Genomic DNA, 14,217 nt, shown 5'->3' with positions numbered 1-14,217 from the left:
CGGCTACTGGCAAGCGGCCAAAGCCGCGCGCAAACGCGCCTCGTACCCCTTTCGCAACTCGACCTCAGCCAGCGCGGCCTTGTAGAAATCGAAGTCACTGGCCGACGAAGGCACCGCGGCGAGCGGCCACGCCGGCACGGGGACGTCCGGCGCCTTGCATGGCACGGGAACCGGCACTTTCACCTCCACGGGCTTCTCAATGACCTGCGGCGCGTTGGCGCAGCCGGCCAACAGTAGGCACAGCAATGCGGCCCGGATCATGGTTGGCTCCCGCTGTAGCTCACGCGCAGGGCGTGCAGCGACGCGCAGGCATCGACGCCAGGCTGTTGTGCCAGGATGCGGCCGGCGGCAATGCTGTACTTGGCCTGATCGGCTTGGGCCGCCTTGTCGGCGGCCGCAGCTGCTGCCTCGCGCGCAATCGCCGCCTTCTGCATGTCGGTAACGGCCTGACTCTGCCGCGCCAGGGATGCGCCCAGTGCCTGGTTGTCGCCCTCGGCTTTCGCGAGAGCCGTTTGCACTTTCGCCAGTTCGGCGCGTGCCGCATCTCGCTCGTGCTTGTAGATCATACCGACGGCGGCGGCCATGCCGATCACCAGAAGGACCGCCACGATCAAGATGCGCTTCACGTCGCCAAAAAGCCAGTCGATGGCCTTCTCAATCAGCATCAGCATGGTGGATCACCTCGTTCGGTGTGAATTGGTAGCCCTCGATCGCGTACCGCTGTGCGATCCAGAGCGGGAACGGCATGTCGTGGATGCCGGCGTCCTTGCCCGTGTGGTGCTGCTTGCAGAGCAGTAGCCCATTCACGGTCATGTCGTCGACGAACAGGTATGGGTCAGCCGGCACCAAGTACTGCGCTGCCGCCCTCCCTTCAACGGCGGGTGCCGCCACGGCCTTGGCACCCTTGAAGAAGCCATCCCAGTCGAACGCCGCTGCGCGCGCGCAAACTCGCCGGCCTTCGCCTGTGCGGCGACGCGCTCCCAGTTGATGAGATTGGCCAGCGACCGCTCGATCGGATGGTGATGCGCCTCCAACGGGTGGCCGCTCTCTTCCGCCGTGGCGTTGCAAATGAAGCAGCGGCCGCCCTCGCGCTCGATCAGCTGCTTCTTCGTGTGCGTGAACAGCGCGGTCGTGACGCGGGCTTCGTGCCCGGGCAGCAGCACGTCGACGGCCAACGTCTCTTTCTCTTCGTGGGTATCAGTGACGGCCATATGGCCCTCCAGAAACGCAAAGCCCCGCGCGCGGCGGGGCTGTGTCGAGTGAGTGTGGATCAGCCTTTCAGCGCAGCCTTTGCGCGCTCCCAGAGCGCCCGGCGGTCGGCAATGCCGTTCGTGCCACCGTTGATAGCCCGCGTGAGCCCAACGAAGTCGCCGCGATCGGCAAACCGGTTCAGGTTGTGCTGCACCCAGAACCACGCGGCCGATGCGGCTGCGTTCTGCGGCTTCTCCAGCAGTTCGGGCTGTGTGATCAGGTCGAGGCCAAGGGCCGCGCCGCAATCGGCGTAGTTCTTGCGGCCAGTGATCTGAATGAGGCCTCGCCCCATGAACCGTTTGCCGTCGCCCGGCTGCGCGTTGCCGAGGTCCGCCCTGCCCTCGTATCGCACCTGGGCCGGCGTCGGCCCCCAGATCTCGCGCAGGTAGCGCAGCTGGCCGGATTCATGCCCGACCTGTGCCAGGAAGGCTGCAGCACGTGCCGGAGTGTTGATCTGCCGGAACAGCATCACGTCAGACAGGATGGGGGCGAACACATCCGCGCGCGCGCCGGCCAGCGGCATGATCGCGTGCAGCTGTGTGGCAGTGACAAGAGGGTCAGACATTCGTGCCACCTGCTGCGATCTTGCGCGCGTCGTCCACGACCTCGGCGGCAATCTCCGCCAGGTCCTTGTCCTTGCGCTTGTTCAGGAAGTTGAAGGCCCAGCGGACAATCGACCAGCCTGGCAGCCCGCAAACGAAGTAGATGCCACCCAGCGCCATGGCCCCGTTGGTCGTGGTCATCCAGGTGGCCAGTCCCCAGTACTGGATCACCGCCGCACCTCCGCATAGGCTGGCCACCACCGTCGAGATCAGGGCAACTGCCCATTCACCGCGCGTTCGCGGCAGCGTCATCACCATCACCACAATCGTCGCAAGCACGCTCGCACCTCCTGCCACGGCGGCCGGGCCGCCTAAGGCTTTGAAAGCGGCCGCACCTGCGGCCCCGCTGCCGCGCTGCCGCTGATTGGTTCAGACATTCAGACCCCCAGAAATGAGAAAAGCCCGCACGTAGCGGGCTATGTTGTTTGATCACAAATCAGTTTGCTGTTGCCAGCGGCTTTGTCCCTGGCGGCGGTCCGGCGATCTTTTTCTTGCCAAAAATGCTTTGGAGGTCAGAGAACCCTTCCCGCACCAAAAATTGACTACCAGCGCGGCTCATGTGGCCGCTGTCAGCCCACAGGATCTTGTCGCCGTCTGTGGTCTTACACTTTACGTCCCCGCACATAATCTTGAACGGATCGAACACTTCCACGTTGTGGGTCGTGAGGTAAGGAAGCAACCGCGACCGATACTCCCCATCGATTTCTTTCGCAACCCAGACATTCGAGTCACATAGATTCTTCTTCGTGAATTTGAATACTCGAAGCGTGCAGGATCGCGGATCTATCCCAGATGGCGGCGTCAAGAATACGACCACCTTTTTGCCCAACTTCTGGTAGTAATCGACCGTTCTTGCGAAGGATTGATAGAAGCTCTCAGGCGTTTCCTTGTACTCACCCTTCAAATTTGCCAGTCCCTTAGCCCAGTCCAATCCCTTGGCGTACAGAGGCCAATTCGAAGGGAGCACTACGGTGTCCACAGACGGTGTTTCGGCAATGTACCGCTTCGCGAAGTCCGTTATTTCTCTGCAGTACGAGGGGCCGTAGTCCAGCAGCATCGGGCACAGACCACGCCCGAACTGGTAATAGGAAACGTCGCCTGTCCGGCGCACGTATTCGTTCATCACCTCTGAATACGCGTTCGAAACGCTGTCGCCGATCAGGACGACATTCGGCGGTGTCGTCGGCAGACGATCAGCACCGCAACCGTCGCGATTGGGCGCCAGCCCAGTGGAATACTGACACGTGTGAATGAACGGGTAATCGAACTTGTTGGCGCTATTGATGATTGCGGCCTGGCGGAACTCAAGCCCGTTTTTCGCGAAAGTCACATACCCGACGATGCCGACCACGGCCAAGCTAAACACGAGCCCGAGTTGCGCGAGAGAAGATTTCGATGAGCCAAAGCGAATTGGGCGCTCGATCAATCGATACGTCAACCAGGCGAGGAAAAAGCTCAAGGCAACGGCGCCGACTCGAACTTCGATCGCAGGCTCGCCGGCATCGATAATGTGCGGGAACGACAGAAGGGGCCAATGCCAGAGATACAGGGGATAGCTGATCAAGCCGACAAACACCATCGCCCTGTTGCCGATGACATACCGGTTGATCAACGTATTGGGGCCCGCCGCGATCATCAACGCTGCACCTACGACTGGCAACAGTGCGAGCCATCCTGGGAAATGTTCGCTCTTGACGAGCGAAAACGCGACCGACCCGATAAGCGCGAGGCCGAAGGCCGACATTACATTCGCACAAACCACCTTCGTGCGCTGGGGCCAAACAGACAGCAACGCGTTGACGGTATTGCGCTTGAATGTCGTCAGGTAAGCCAGAATCGCGCCGACCATCAATTCCCAGCCACGTGATTGCGGGAAAAAGAAAGTCTCAGTCGGCGCAGCAGCCACGTCACGCACATTCAACGAGAACGAAATGACGGTCAGCACCAGAATGACGGCCAACGCATTGAAACGAAGGCGCCATACAACCACCATCAAGAGCGGGTAGAAAATGTAAAACTGCTCTTCTATGGACAACGACCAGAGGTGAAGAAGTGGCTTCAGCGCAGACTGATTATCAAAATAACCCGCCTCACTCCAGAGCACGAAGTTCTGCGCGAAGCCGGCGCCAGCAGCTATGTGCTTGCCAAGCTGCTTGAGCTCGTCCGGCAATAGCAGGAACCATCCAAGCGCAAAGCATGCTACCAGCGTCAGAATCAATGCTGGGAAAATCCGCTTGATGCGGTGCGAGTAGAACCGCACGAAGCTAAATTCGCCTCGCTCAAGACCATCAAAGATGATCCCGGAGATCAAGAAGCCGGAGATCACGAAGAACACGTCTACCCCAACAAATCCACCAGGGAAATAGTCAGGAAAAGCGTGGAAAGCCACTACGGTGAGGATCGCAATGGCTCTGATCCCGTCAATATCTGGGCGGTATGAAGCGGGCACTATATTGCCCACAGCGGCATCTGGTTTCATGGCGCGCATAATATCGCGTTTCCCCGTACCAGCCCTAATATACGAGCTGCATCAGCCCCAAGTGATGGTCAGCACATCGGATACGCTCGTCGCGGCATTGATTTGCGAGACAAGGTCCGCGTACTTCTGTTGTGCGGCCACGCGGAACGCCAGCCAATCGGTGTTGACCTGTTGGACTTGTGCAGCAGAGTGCGGAGCCAGCGACCAGACATCGGAGTTGGCGCACCAAATCGGCGTCGCCCACGTCGTGGCTGCGCCGACGGCAGCGGACACGGCGCTTTGAAGATTTCGCTGGTCGGTGTCCTGCGATGGATAGTTGCGTACTGTGCCTAGTGCCGAGGACGGAAAGCCTGACACCAATGCTGCTGCGCAGGCAGCGTTGATCTTGTTGATCTGAGCAGCCCGCGCGGCTGCGAGTGGTTGGACCGAGGCTGGCGCAGAAGATGAGTGCGGCTGCAACGTCACTGGCACATTCAGCGTAGTGCCATCCTGTGCCTTGAATGAATAGACGCCACCCATTGAGGTGACCACCACATCGTTCTCGAATGCATAGATCTGCTGCGTTGCGGTGTCAATGAATGTTTTCATGAATTACCTTTAACGAAGTTCGGACCAAGACAAGGTGTTAGCGGAGCCGACACTTACGACATAAGTCCCACCACTGGGTACGAGCGCGGTAGCCGCTACAACAGACCCAGAAATGGGCTGCACGCTAAACCCACATGTAACCCCATTCACTGCGATTGAAAGCGCGCCGTTAGAAGCTGTTGTCGTTGCGTTCACATAGACAATGATTGGTTTACCCGTGGAATTCGTGTAGGTCGTCCCGGATGCGCGCGACGCGGTGACATTCGTGAATGTCTGCCCAACACCAACAACCTGGCTCTGATTCACCGCATGGCCGCTTTGCGTGGAGGCTCCGACTGCCAATGGCGAGTACTGCAGGGATGCGGAGCCCTTCTGTGCCCATCGCGTACCACTCCCATCCGGCGTCAACGTAACTTCGCAGAATTGCGGCACATTGATCGATGAAAGTGCAGATGGTCCTGCATCAATTGTGTCAGTGCCGTTTGCTGCAACAGTTAGGCTGCCGCTACCAATGTTGATGATGTTGAACTGGGAGCCTTGCGGTATCAAAACTGAGGGCAGCGTGATTGTTTGGCCGGGACCACCATAGAAAATGATGAGTTGTCCAATCTGCGAATTTGTGAGGGTCGCAGATGTTGAATAGGACGACGAGCCGTTGTAGCTGCCACGCATCGCCTGCGCTTGTCCCAACTGCAAGGCGTGTTGGCTCTGCGTGGCGGGGGCGACTTGAACGGCCGCGCCCGTGCACTCGATCAGCACAAAAGAGCTGATGTCAGCCTTGTAGACGACTTGGCATTTGCCGTTCGCAACGACCTCATTACCCTGAAGTGCAGCGTGCGCGCCGCCCACGAGAGGAACAGCGCCGAGGCCGTTCACGTTGAGCGTGGACGCTCCGGTGTTGGCAGTCTTGGCCTTGAACCACAGCACCATGCCATCGGTCAGTGCCGTGACCGGCGGGCTGTAGCTGACAACGTAGGTGTTGGCGCTGCCGGTGTCCGACGCTACCGTCAGCAACGACTGCTGGATCGCGTGGAGCAAATCGGCCGGCAGGATTGGCGCATTCGTCGCCTGCGTGATGTTTGCGGACGTGATCGTCGACTGACCATTGGCTACGGTGACAACCCATAGACCGGTGTAACCAGAGTCTGGCGCTGGTGTTGTCTGAGTGCCGGTAGTCGCGGCGGTACCCGCTTTGGCGCTGATCACGACTGCGCCCTTGCGGGTCGTGGACTGCGGTGTGCCGCTGTTATTCGGGCCCGACCAAGCTTGCGACGGATTGCTCGCGTTGTAGTACGGCAGCGTGGTGTTGTCGGTGTCCGAATCCTGGTACGTGGCCTGGATCAAGTAGTTGATGCTCTGGCCACCGGTGGCCGGCGCCGGGCAACTCAGCGTGACGGCATCGAGCGAGATGCCTTGCTTCAGGATGCTGTGCGTCGTGTCCGCAGCGAGCGACGAGTAGGCTGTCGCGTCCACATTGACCAAGCTGTACATCTCGCCGGGATTGACGTTCACCTGCAGCGACGCTGGCGACGTAGGTACGCATGCAAGACCGTTCACAATGGTCGACGTGCCGAGCATCGCGGCTGCGAGCTTGGCGACAGCCAGCATGCCGAACTTGTTGGTCCGGAGAACATCGGTTTCCAGAGGGATCTGGCCCGGATAAACGATGACGCGATCCATCGCGACTCCATAAAAAAGGCGCCCGAAGGCGCCTTGCGTGGTTATGTGAGGTAGGTCAGTTCGAAATGCGGGTCCAGACGACTGTTGCCACGGGCTTTACGCTATCGATGGCCGCGTAGATGTCTGCGTCGCTTACGGCGCCCTGAATCATCGAGAGCGACGCGTACTCTTCCTGCGACGGCGTGTTGTACGCGCCGGTTGAGTAGCCGTAGCCTGCGACGTTCGGAATGCCAGCGCCGGCCGGTCTGTAGGCAATCACAAAGGCCTGATACGGCATGAGCATCGAACCATAGGCTCCTGCCATTCCGTAGCCGATGTACGGACCGCCATACACGCCGGTGTCTAGCGGTCGTAGTGGCTCGATGATCGTCGGCGTGCGGCCCGTCAGATCCTGCAGCACCTTGATGAGCCCTGCGCGCGTTGCGCGCTCGCGGAACAGGTTGATCAGGATGCGATTGCGGAACGACGTGTCGGACTGATTGGCCGCCCGCAGCAGCGCGGCGCCGAAAAATCCGCGGCAATCATGTCCAGCCACCCATCGGTGGCCGTCTTGATCCGCGTCTGCAGACGGCCGTAGGCCAACAGGCTGTAGAAGTATGCGAGCGCGTATGCCAGCCCCTGCAGCAGTCCATTCAGAACGGGCGAGGACGCTTCATCGCCAAACCACTGCGGCAACTGTGAGCGAATCCGGTGGTAGATGTCTTGTTGGTCACCAGTTGCCATCACGCCACCGTCACAGAAGTTGCCTTGATGACTTGCTGGCTTGTGGCCGTCAGGTCAGCGGTGCCGCTGTTCAATGTCACGCCTGTAACGTTCGTCACGCTGGGGGAAGCGTCGTATGCCACCTGCGCGAGCCGGGAGAACGGAAGTGTCGTGCCCAGCGGCAGTGCGTTGATGTACGACGTGAGCGCGTTCTTGACCACCAGAGCCGTCGCCGCATGGTCGGCGCCGGCGGCTGTTGAGATCGTCATTGCAACACTCGCGTTCACAACCACCGGCGCGAACACGCCGAACGTGCTGGTCAGCGGGCGCACTGCATCAATGGCATTAGCCACGGTTGCGAGCAACGTACTCGACGGCGAGCCGGTTCCATCATCCACCACAACGTAGAAATAGCCGTACTGCGTCGCGCCGGCGTAGGTCTGATTCTCGACAAGCGAGTACACCAGACCCTGCTTCAGCGACGTGATGGCATATCCGACTGCGTTCTTTGTCGCCTTTGACAAGCTCGCCACGTACGCAATGAAGCGCGTGCGCAACGCCGTGTCAGACTCGGCATCGGTGCCGTTCGTGAATGCGGCCGTATTGGTCACCGTATCGACGCCTGAAATCGCGCCGGCGATGACGGAAACTGACCCTGCGACGGCGTTACCAGCAGCGCCAGCGGTGAGCGCCTGAACCGGCACCGTCACGTTTCCGACGCCGGCCGCGATGACATATCCGCCCAGGCCTGCGTTGTATGCTGGGTTCGTCGTGTCGATCGTGACGGTGAATTGCTGTGTGCCGTCGGCCGTCTGCACGGTCGCCCCCACGGGCACCAGGACCTGCTGGGTCGTAGTGAACCGGGAGAAGGTGACGATCCCGGTGGCGGCCACCGCAGGCAAGCGCGTCACACCGAAGTCAGCAACCCAGGAATCGAGGTCAGCGCCACTCGATGTCGCCGCGCGAGTGATAGCCAGCACCTGCAACAACAAGCCCTCCAGCCACACCACAACGGCCGCATTCGCCTCGACGATCGCGCGCAACACCGATCCGACCGTCAGGTCGACTAGCACCTTCGCATAGCCCTGGATCGCGGAGACCTGATTCCGGACGAGCGTCACCCAATCCTGCGTCTGCAAGCTGGCCATGTCAGTTGTTCACGTTGAATTTGAGGGTTACGGGACGGCGCGTGACCGAGCTGGTGTAGCGGATGTGCACGCTCACGCCGTTCGTGATCGCCGCGACATCGACCTCCGGCTCAGGCGTCTGTGCAACACCCTTCTCCTGCTTCACCTGGGCGCGAATCAGCCCGCGCAGCGCGCCGACATCGAGCGTCTGGCCGATCTTCTGCGGCAAGCCGGCGCCATAGTCCTGGTGGAAGATGTAGTCGCCCGGATTGGTCACCAGCCGGCGCACGATCCGCTGCTGGGTGCGTGTATCCGCGTTCACCAAGCCGATGTCGCCTGTCGGAGACGTGCCGATGTCGCCCCCCACCCAGTGGTTGACGTCATTCAGGAGCTGCTGAGTCATACGACTGTCCCGGTGTTGCTGCTGCCTGTCTGCACGCCGGTGTGCTTGTGCGTGTCGTCGATCCGGTGGCCATTGGCGGACACTTGACCCGTGAACTGGGTGTTGCCGTTGATGCTCATGGAATTGCCGGAGCCGTTGTTTCCGGAGACAGCCATGCCGGCCTGGCCGGTGATGGTCTGTGTCACAAGTAGAGTGCCGTTGATCTGCATCGGCCCAGTGTGGTTCCACTGCGGCGCCTGGCTGGTGAGCGTTCCCGCGCTGATGAGCGTGACCGTGCCGTCGTTGTGGAACTGCAGCTTGGAGCCTGAAGCGTGCGTCAGGAAGAATTCGCCTGCTTGCGCGCCAGTGGGACGCTGCTGATCGCTGAAAATCCGGCCGCTGATGACGCCGTTCTCGATCTCGCCGTCGATGAATTGAACGATCACCTGATCGCCGATGCTCACTGGCGCATCAAGACCCCAACCATTGCCAACCCACGGTGTGCCCACTGGTAACCAGCCCGTCAGGGTGTTATCCGGCAAGTCTGGATCGATCGGCATGAGGTGAACACGCGCCGACGCTGTACCCGGATCGTAGCTGGTGACAATACCGACCTTGCTGTGCGACTTGCCGTCTTGCGCCAGCTGTGCCGCCAGCGCCATCTGATTGCGCAGTTGACTGATCATATGGACGGCACCGTCTCAGGATTGATGTTCTTGGCAGAGATGTCCATGACATACCCCTCGTCGAGGCTCATAGACCGCGTGATGCCGTCAACGTAGTAGTCCTGGTCGAACTTCGTGCCAGTGCCAGTCAGCCGAAGCATGGAAGTTTGGGTCAGGATGTTGTCGGCCGGCAGGCGTGCGCGCAGCTTCATCTCGTGCTGCGTGATCTCGTGGTGGATCTGTGCTGCCAGTTTGTCCGCGCCGGCCTGGTCAAGACCGCCACGGGTAATGCTATAGACCTGGGTATTTCCGAACGGTGAAGCTTTCCCTGCCTGGGTAGTCTTCGGCTTGCTCGGGTAGTAGCCAGTCACGGACTTGCTCGTCTTGAGGCTCGGCGACTTCACCACCACAGTGATGCCCTTTGCTACTGTCAGGCTGCGCGATGTTCGCAGGGTCTGGAAATTCGCGGTTGGAACGCCTTGTTCATTGACTTCCCAGCGCAATTCGTAGGGTTCCGGGGGCGCGGGCGGCCGTGGGCCAAAGTTCAACGTGCGGCCCGTGACATAGCAAGCGAAACCCTCTTGCTGGGCCAGCCAGGTCAACAAGTCCCATTCGCTGCGACGGTCAGTCATGCTGACGTGGTCGCGGGCGTAGAGGCTGCCTGCGAGCGTCGTCGTAGCTGGCCCTGCCACGCTCAGCCCGTGTGAAGCGGCCAGCTTGGCCGCGACCTGAGACGACGTCAGGTTCTGATACTGGATCGTCGTCTTGGCGTCGATGAACACCGCCGTCAGGTCGCGACCAGTGAGTGACAGCATCGTCGACACAGGGTCGAACTCGATGTCATCGATCCGGCCGTAGATCAAGCTATCCAGATCGGCCTCAGTGAAGCTGAGTGGATCGTCGGGAAAACCGGCAAGGATCTCAATGAACGCCTCGCTCTGGCTTGAGAACCAGTTCGCGTCCACCTCCGGCGGCAACGCGCTCGACGGAATCGACACCCGAAACGTATCCGCTTGGTAAAACGTGTTGTTGTCGACCGACCATGACTCCCACGGGACGATCACGGCCGGCGGATACACGCCATTCGTCGCTGCGCCAGTCACTTTGACCATGGCGCGCGGGCGCCGCGCAATTGGCTGCGCCGGGAGGTCGTTCAGGCTCATGGAAATGAAAAGCCCCGCACAAAGCGGGGCTGATGTGTTGAGGCTAGTTGGTCGGCTATGCGTTCACTACGCCGCCGACATCGTCTTTGGTCGGAGGAATCGTCACGGTTGCAATGCCATTGATCTGAGGGTCGCCGCCGAGCTGCGGGTTGGCCTTAGCTAGGCCGGTCCACGCCATCGCGTCACCGTACTCCTTCGCGGCGATCTTCATCAGGTTGCCGGCCGCCACGGTTTGCTGCTTGGCGCTGCTGTAGATCGAGCCGATGTTGCCCTGGATTCGCCCGACGACGCGGTCCAACTGCACCAGCGTCGGCAGGTTCTGCGCCGCGACGATCTGCTGTGTGATCTTGCTGACCTGCGTGCTGATGGGGTTGTTCGGCAGGATGCCGCCCAGTGTCGTCACGTTCATCAGCGTGTTGTTGGTCTGCGCAATCAACGTCTGCGCCTGCGTGCGGAACGCCGCGATCGGCTGCAGCACGCCGTTCAGCGTCGATTGGGCGGCGTTGGCGAAGCTGGATACGCCTTGGATCGCTGACTGCACACTGCTGAATAGGCTACCCAGCGTCGAATCGCTGATCGATGACATCAGGCCTGACGCTGTGCCCAAGTCGCCCGAGATCAGGTCGTCGATGCCAGGCTCTCCGAGGCCGGCGGTTGACAGCGTCAGATCCTGCACCACCTCGCATGTGATGGTGTACGGGATCTGGTAGAAGCGCTGGAAGTCCGCGCGGAAATCGCGGATGACTACCACGAAGTCCAGTTCCGACCACGTGAGTTGTTGTGGCTCTCCCGCCTCACGCATCATGTCCAACTGCCGCGCGCGGACCAGCGCGCTCTCACCGAGCAACCAGCCAGACCACGAGATTGGGCGCGTGAAGCCGCCCATGGCGTCGACGACTTTGACGCCGCCGACGAGGCGGTGCACAGCAAGCGCCTGCTCGCCACCGAACGGGATCGACTCGGGGATTTCCTGCTGCTGGAACTGGAAATCGCCGAGTTGGAGGATGAGGTCTGGCATGGATCAGGTCACAGTGCTGAGGGGCGCAGGGATGCGGCGGGGTCGAAAGTGCCGGGGCCGGTCTGTGGGCGTCCCAGCTCGGTTCCAAGCTGATTCCACATAACGGTGCCCACCTTGCGGCCATCCATGTTCACATCGCCTTTGAGCACGATCGGCTTCTGGTCGGCTGGCTTCACGTACTGGCTTGGCGCGCCTAACTCACCGGCATCCACACGAGATTGTGCAGTGGGCGTTAGACGGGCTCCGCCTTCATGCTTTGCCGCTTCAATCTCTGTGGGGGAGATCGGCCGGAACGCATATGCAGCCGCCGCCAGCGTTCCAAGGACCGCCACAACAAGTCCAATAGGGCTCACAAGAGCGCCAAGAGCACCCACTAGCGTCGCCGAGCCGGCGCCAGCGATCGAAGACGCAATGCCGGAGATGCCAATCAGACTGAGTGCCGACAAAGCGCTCTTCAGAAGCAGCACGCCGCCGCCCAGTAGCATCAGGCCCGATAGCGCCAAGCCAGTCGCCACGGCCAGTTTGGTGATCGTCGGGTGGTCATTGGCGAACTTCGTCAGCCGCTCCACACCGTTGGCGAGCATCGTCAAGCCCTTCGTGGCCAAATCGAGCAAGCCGCCATTACGAGCCAGCGCCAACTGGAAATCCTCGATTTTCTTGGCCAAGTTCTGCTGTGCCATCAGTCGCTGGTTGGCGGGGTCGTTGGCAACGTCAGATGCGCCCTTGGACTTGTCGTATGCCTCAAGCGATTCATGCAGCACAGCCATCTGGCTCATGATCTTGTTGAAGACCTTGGCGCCATTGGTGCCGAAGATGATCGCGTTTTCGCGCTCGCGGTCTGTCTGTGAAGTGATCCCCGCCGACTGATACCGGCGCATGATTTCTTCGGTGTAGCCGATGATGTTGGTCGCCTGCAGCCGAGCCAGATCGGTTGTCTGCTGCTTTCCCGTCTCATCGGTCATGCCGAGGCGCTGCATTTCCTCTTTCAGGCGCCGCGGCATCAGCGCCATCATGCCGTTGGTGCGCGTGTACGCCGTACGCAGGCCCACGGCGGTGGTGCTGCCGCCCAACTCGCCAATGATCGGCTCCAGACCGCCGAATACCGTCCGCAGATCCTGCTGGTTTGTGGCCGAGCTGCCGTAGGCGAAAAACTGCTTGAGTTGGCGCTCATCAACCATCTTGCCGCTCGATTGAACGGTCTTGAAGACACCGTCAGCGATTTCCTGAGCGCGCTTCGTGTCGCCCAAGCCGCCCATCATTTCGACGGTCTTGTTCAAGTTGCGCATCGCGTGCTCGGCTGCCGCGTGTGTCGGTCCGCTGAGCGTCTGCATAGCCACCTCGTAGGTGGCGAGCACAGGCGTCATGGTCTTGGCGGCTTCGAGCGCCTTGTCCCCGGACATGCCAGACTGCCGGAATGCGCCCTGCGCCTCCGAGAAGATACGCATCCGGTCCAAAACGGACGTGTTGATGATCTTGGTCGCCTCAACGAACTTCTCAGCGTCCTTGATCTGACTATCGCCCAAGCCCATTTGGCGCATCCGAGCGAGGAATCGCTCGTACTCCATGGCCTTGTCTAGCGGCGCCTCGAACATCTTCAGGCCGGCCGCACCAGCACCGGCTAGAATACTGCCAGCGGCCGCCATCTTGCCGATTTTGGCGATGCGCGCTTCAAGGGCCTTGGCATCGGTGTCAGCGGCCTTGAAATACCGCGACAGCGTGGCCAATCCGCGAGTGACGTTCTCGACCAGCGAGATCTGTACCGCGATTTTGTAGGCGTCGATGCTCATGGGTGTTTTCTTTCGCGTTCACGAATGGCTGGCTGACCGGGTGAGCTTCATCCAGTACCCCAGGATTCGCCGCATCCGCCCAGCGAAGATGCGGAGCGCCTATGTGCCTCAAAAGCCCAGCACGCCGACAGCTGTCATTCTTGGAGTCGCCAGCATCGCCGGACTGCTTGTCGGCGCGGCGCTTATCGCCGCTGGCGCGTTCGTGATTTACCTAGCGGTCTCGAATCTTTTCTAGACCTTGTAGTCGAGCGAATTGCCGCCGACGATCCAGGTTATCACGGCCCCGCCGACCAGCTTTTTCACCTCGTCGATACTCTCGTAGGCCGCAGCCCCAAGAAACGGCCGGGGCGGAATCTTGTCTGTGCCCAGCTCTTGGTAGACGGCAATGTCCGACGTGGACCCGATCGCCGCTTCCAGGCCGTGCGTCTCATGACTGATGGAATCGCGCAGCGCGCCCGTGCGCAGCAGAGGATCGTTCTCGGTGAAACCTTTGCGAACGCGGTCTTCCTTCGTACTGTCCGCCAGTTCCGGCCAAGCGTCGTGCATACCGTTGGCGCCCTGGTATTCGCCAATCTTGCCCTTGGCCGCGCGCTCGATATGATCTGCAGCCTTATCGAGGCCCTTCTCAAGAGCCTTGTGCGCTGCAACCTCAGCCAGCGCCAAGTGCGCGGCAAAAGAAGCGAGATCTCCAAATTCCTTCATCGCTCCCGCTCCTTGAATGACATGGTGTTGAGATCGAACTCCGCACCATGGAACTCGCTGCACTTGATGGC

18 protein-coding genes are annotated in these 14,217 nt (G+C 60.6%); 1 reads left to right on the top strand and 17 read right to left on the bottom strand.

The features are described 5' to 3' along the window. Positions 1 to 3: 3 nt before the first annotated feature. The 16 genes from V6657_RS06815 to V6657_RS06740 all read right to left on the bottom strand — a co-directional run bounded on the left by V6657_RS06815 (position 4) and on the right by V6657_RS06740 (position 13,444). Positions 4 to 261 carry a hypothetical protein gene (locus tag V6657_RS06815; RefSeq protein WP_048932666.1) on the bottom strand — a complete coding sequence of 86 codons (258 nt, stop codon included), beginning with the start codon at positions 259 to 261 and terminating at the stop codon, positions 4 to 6. Beyond that, on the bottom strand, positions 258 to 671 hold the full coding sequence (locus V6657_RS06810) for a hypothetical protein (protein WP_048932667.1): 414 nt from the start codon (positions 669 to 671) through the stop codon (positions 258 to 260). Before V6657_RS06810 ends, V6657_RS06815 begins: the two co-directional genes overlap by 4 nt. Further along, positions 655 to 846 carry a hypothetical protein gene (locus V6657_RS06805; RefSeq protein WP_338755022.1) on the bottom strand — a complete coding sequence of 64 codons (192 nt, stop codon included), beginning with the start codon at positions 844 to 846 and terminating at the stop codon, positions 655 to 657. The genes V6657_RS06810 and V6657_RS06805 overlap by 17 nt, the downstream gene beginning before the upstream one ends. Continuing rightward, on the bottom strand, positions 810 to 1,211 hold the full coding sequence (locus V6657_RS06800) for a hypothetical protein (protein ID WP_338755021.1): 402 nt from the start codon (positions 1,209 to 1,211) through the stop codon (positions 810 to 812). The genes V6657_RS06805 and V6657_RS06800 overlap by 37 nt, the downstream gene beginning before the upstream one ends. Positions 1,212 to 1,270: 59 nt before the next feature. After that, the gene (locus tag V6657_RS06795; protein ID WP_048932669.1) at positions 1,271 to 1,816 is read right to left on the bottom strand and encodes a glycoside hydrolase family 19 protein; all 546 of its coding nucleotides are present in this window, start codon (positions 1,814 to 1,816) and stop codon (positions 1,271 to 1,273) included. Next, positions 1,809 to 2,132 (bottom strand): hypothetical protein, encoded by a 324-nt coding sequence (locus V6657_RS06790; protein ID WP_232317462.1) that lies wholly within the window; start codon positions 2,130 to 2,132, stop codon positions 1,809 to 1,811. Before V6657_RS06790 ends, V6657_RS06795 begins: the two co-directional genes overlap by 8 nt. Positions 2,133 to 2,289: 157 nt before the next feature. Next, positions 2,290 to 4,341 carry an acyltransferase family protein gene (locus tag V6657_RS06785; protein WP_048932670.1) on the bottom strand — a complete coding sequence of 684 codons (2,052 nt, stop codon included), beginning with the start codon at positions 4,339 to 4,341 and terminating at the stop codon, positions 2,290 to 2,292. Positions 4,342 to 4,383: 42 nt separating this feature from the next. Then, the gene (locus V6657_RS06780; RefSeq protein ID WP_048932671.1) at positions 4,384 to 4,920 is read right to left on the bottom strand and encodes a hypothetical protein; all 537 of its coding nucleotides are present in this window, start codon (positions 4,918 to 4,920) and stop codon (positions 4,384 to 4,386) included. A 9-nt stretch (positions 4,921 to 4,929) separates the two neighbouring features. Further along, positions 4,930 to 6,600 (bottom strand): hypothetical protein, encoded by a 1,671-nt coding sequence (locus V6657_RS06775; RefSeq protein ID WP_338755012.1) that lies wholly within the window; start codon positions 6,598 to 6,600, stop codon positions 4,930 to 4,932. A 55-nt stretch (positions 6,601 to 6,655) separates the two neighbouring features. Next, positions 6,656 to 7,135, bottom strand: coding sequence for a hypothetical protein (locus V6657_RS06770; protein WP_338755011.1), 480 nt, complete (start codon positions 7,133 to 7,135; stop codon positions 6,656 to 6,658). 187 nt (positions 7,136 to 7,322) lie between these two features. Then, a complete protein-coding gene (locus V6657_RS06765) occupies positions 7,323 to 8,450 on the bottom strand; it encodes a baseplate J/gp47 family protein (protein WP_048932673.1) in 1,128 nt (375 codons plus the stop codon). A 1-nt stretch (position 8,451) separates the two neighbouring features. Next, on the bottom strand, positions 8,452 to 8,832 hold the full coding sequence (locus tag V6657_RS06760; RefSeq protein ID WP_048932674.1) for a hypothetical protein: 381 nt from the start codon (positions 8,830 to 8,832) through the stop codon (positions 8,452 to 8,454). Continuing rightward, complete coding sequence (locus tag V6657_RS06755) at positions 8,829 to 9,473, bottom strand: phage baseplate assembly protein V (RefSeq protein WP_338755009.1); 645 nt, start codon at positions 9,471 to 9,473, stop codon at positions 8,829 to 8,831. The genes V6657_RS06760 and V6657_RS06755 overlap by 4 nt, the downstream gene beginning before the upstream one ends. 20 nt (positions 9,474 to 9,493) lie before the next feature. Continuing rightward, positions 9,494 to 10,639: a hypothetical protein gene (locus V6657_RS06750; protein ID WP_048932676.1), complete on the bottom strand. Its 1,146-nt coding sequence runs from the start codon at positions 10,637 to 10,639 to the stop codon at positions 9,494 to 9,496. A gap of 55 nt (positions 10,640 to 10,694) precedes the next feature. After that, the gene (locus V6657_RS06745; protein ID WP_048932677.1) at positions 10,695 to 11,657 is read right to left on the bottom strand and encodes a hypothetical protein; all 963 of its coding nucleotides are present in this window, start codon (positions 11,655 to 11,657) and stop codon (positions 10,695 to 10,697) included. An 8-nt stretch (positions 11,658 to 11,665) separates the two neighbouring features. Then, positions 11,666 to 13,444, bottom strand: coding sequence for a hypothetical protein (locus tag V6657_RS06740; RefSeq protein ID WP_048932678.1), 1,779 nt, complete (start codon positions 13,442 to 13,444; stop codon positions 11,666 to 11,668). On the opposite strand from V6657_RS06740, the gene V6657_RS06735 reads away from it, so the two are divergent. After that, on the top strand, positions 13,443 to 13,679 hold the full coding sequence (locus tag V6657_RS06735) for a hypothetical protein (RefSeq protein WP_152959354.1): 237 nt from the start codon (positions 13,443 to 13,445) through the stop codon (positions 13,677 to 13,679). The two genes, V6657_RS06740 and V6657_RS06735, sit on opposite strands and share 2 nt — an antisense overlap. Here V6657_RS06735 and V6657_RS06730 read toward each other — a convergent pair. After that, positions 13,676 to 14,146 (bottom strand): bacteriophage-related protein, encoded by a 471-nt coding sequence (locus tag V6657_RS06730; RefSeq protein WP_048932680.1) that lies wholly within the window; start codon positions 14,144 to 14,146, stop codon positions 13,676 to 13,678. The two genes, V6657_RS06735 and V6657_RS06730, sit on opposite strands and share 4 nt — an antisense overlap. Positions 14,147 to 14,217 lie beyond the last annotated feature (71 nt).

Origin of the sequence: Ralstonia sp. RRA (assembly GCF_037023145.1) — a bacterium.
GTDB lineage: Bacteria > Pseudomonadota > Gammaproteobacteria > Burkholderiales > Burkholderiaceae > Ralstonia.
This window is presented reverse-complemented; position numbering and strand designations above follow the sequence as displayed.

What these genes read in the sequence shown, in the direction of transcription:
- V6657_RS06795 (WP_048932669.1), bottom strand. Translation starts at nt 1,816, where the DNA reads ATGTCTGACCCTCTTGTCACTGCCACACAGCTGCACGCGATCATGCCG.
- V6657_RS06730 (WP_048932680.1), bottom strand. Translation starts at nt 14,146, where the DNA reads ATGAAGGAATTTGGAGATCTCGCTTCTTTTGCCGCGCACTTGGCGCTG.
- V6657_RS06785 (WP_048932670.1), bottom strand. Translation starts at nt 4,341, where the DNA reads ATGCGCGCCATGAAACCAGATGCCGCTGTGGGCAATATAGTGCCCGCT.
- V6657_RS06755 (WP_338755009.1), bottom strand. Translation starts at nt 9,473, where the DNA reads ATGGCGCTGGCGGCACAGCTGGCGCAAGACGGCAAGTCGCACAGCAAG.
- V6657_RS06765 (WP_048932673.1), bottom strand. Translation starts at nt 8,450, where the DNA reads ATGGCCAGCTTGCAGACGCAGGATTGGGTGACGCTCGTCCGGAATCAG.
- V6657_RS06735 (WP_152959354.1), top strand. Translation starts at nt 13,443, where the DNA reads ATGGGTGTTTTCTTTCGCGTTCACGAATGGCTGGCTGACCGGGTGAGC.
- V6657_RS06760 (WP_048932674.1), bottom strand. Translation starts at nt 8,832, where the DNA reads ATGACTCAGCAGCTCCTGAATGACGTCAACCACTGGGTGGGGGGCGAC.
- V6657_RS06800 (WP_338755021.1), bottom strand. Translation starts at nt 1,211, where the DNA reads ATGGCCGTCACTGATACCCACGAAGAGAAAGAGACGTTGGCCGTCGAC.
- V6657_RS06740 (WP_048932678.1), bottom strand. Translation starts at nt 13,444, where the DNA reads ATGAGCATCGACGCCTACAAAATCGCGGTACAGATCTCGCTGGTCGAG.
- V6657_RS06745 (WP_048932677.1), bottom strand. Translation starts at nt 11,657, where the DNA reads ATGCCAGACCTCATCCTCCAACTCGGCGATTTCCAGTTCCAGCAGCAG.
- V6657_RS06815 (WP_048932666.1), bottom strand. Translation starts at nt 261, where the DNA reads ATGATCCGGGCCGCATTGCTGTGCCTACTGTTGGCCGGCTGCGCCAAC.
- V6657_RS06810 (WP_048932667.1), bottom strand. Translation starts at nt 671, where the DNA reads ATGCTGATGCTGATTGAGAAGGCCATCGACTGGCTTTTTGGCGACGTG.
- V6657_RS06750 (WP_048932676.1), bottom strand. Translation starts at nt 10,639, where the DNA reads ATGAGCCTGAACGACCTCCCGGCGCAGCCAATTGCGCGGCGCCCGCGC.
- V6657_RS06780 (WP_048932671.1), bottom strand. Translation starts at nt 4,920, where the DNA reads ATGAAAACATTCATTGACACCGCAACGCAGCAGATCTATGCATTCGAG.
- V6657_RS06775 (WP_338755012.1), bottom strand. Translation starts at nt 6,600, where the DNA reads ATGGATCGCGTCATCGTTTATCCGGGCCAGATCCCTCTGGAAACCGAT.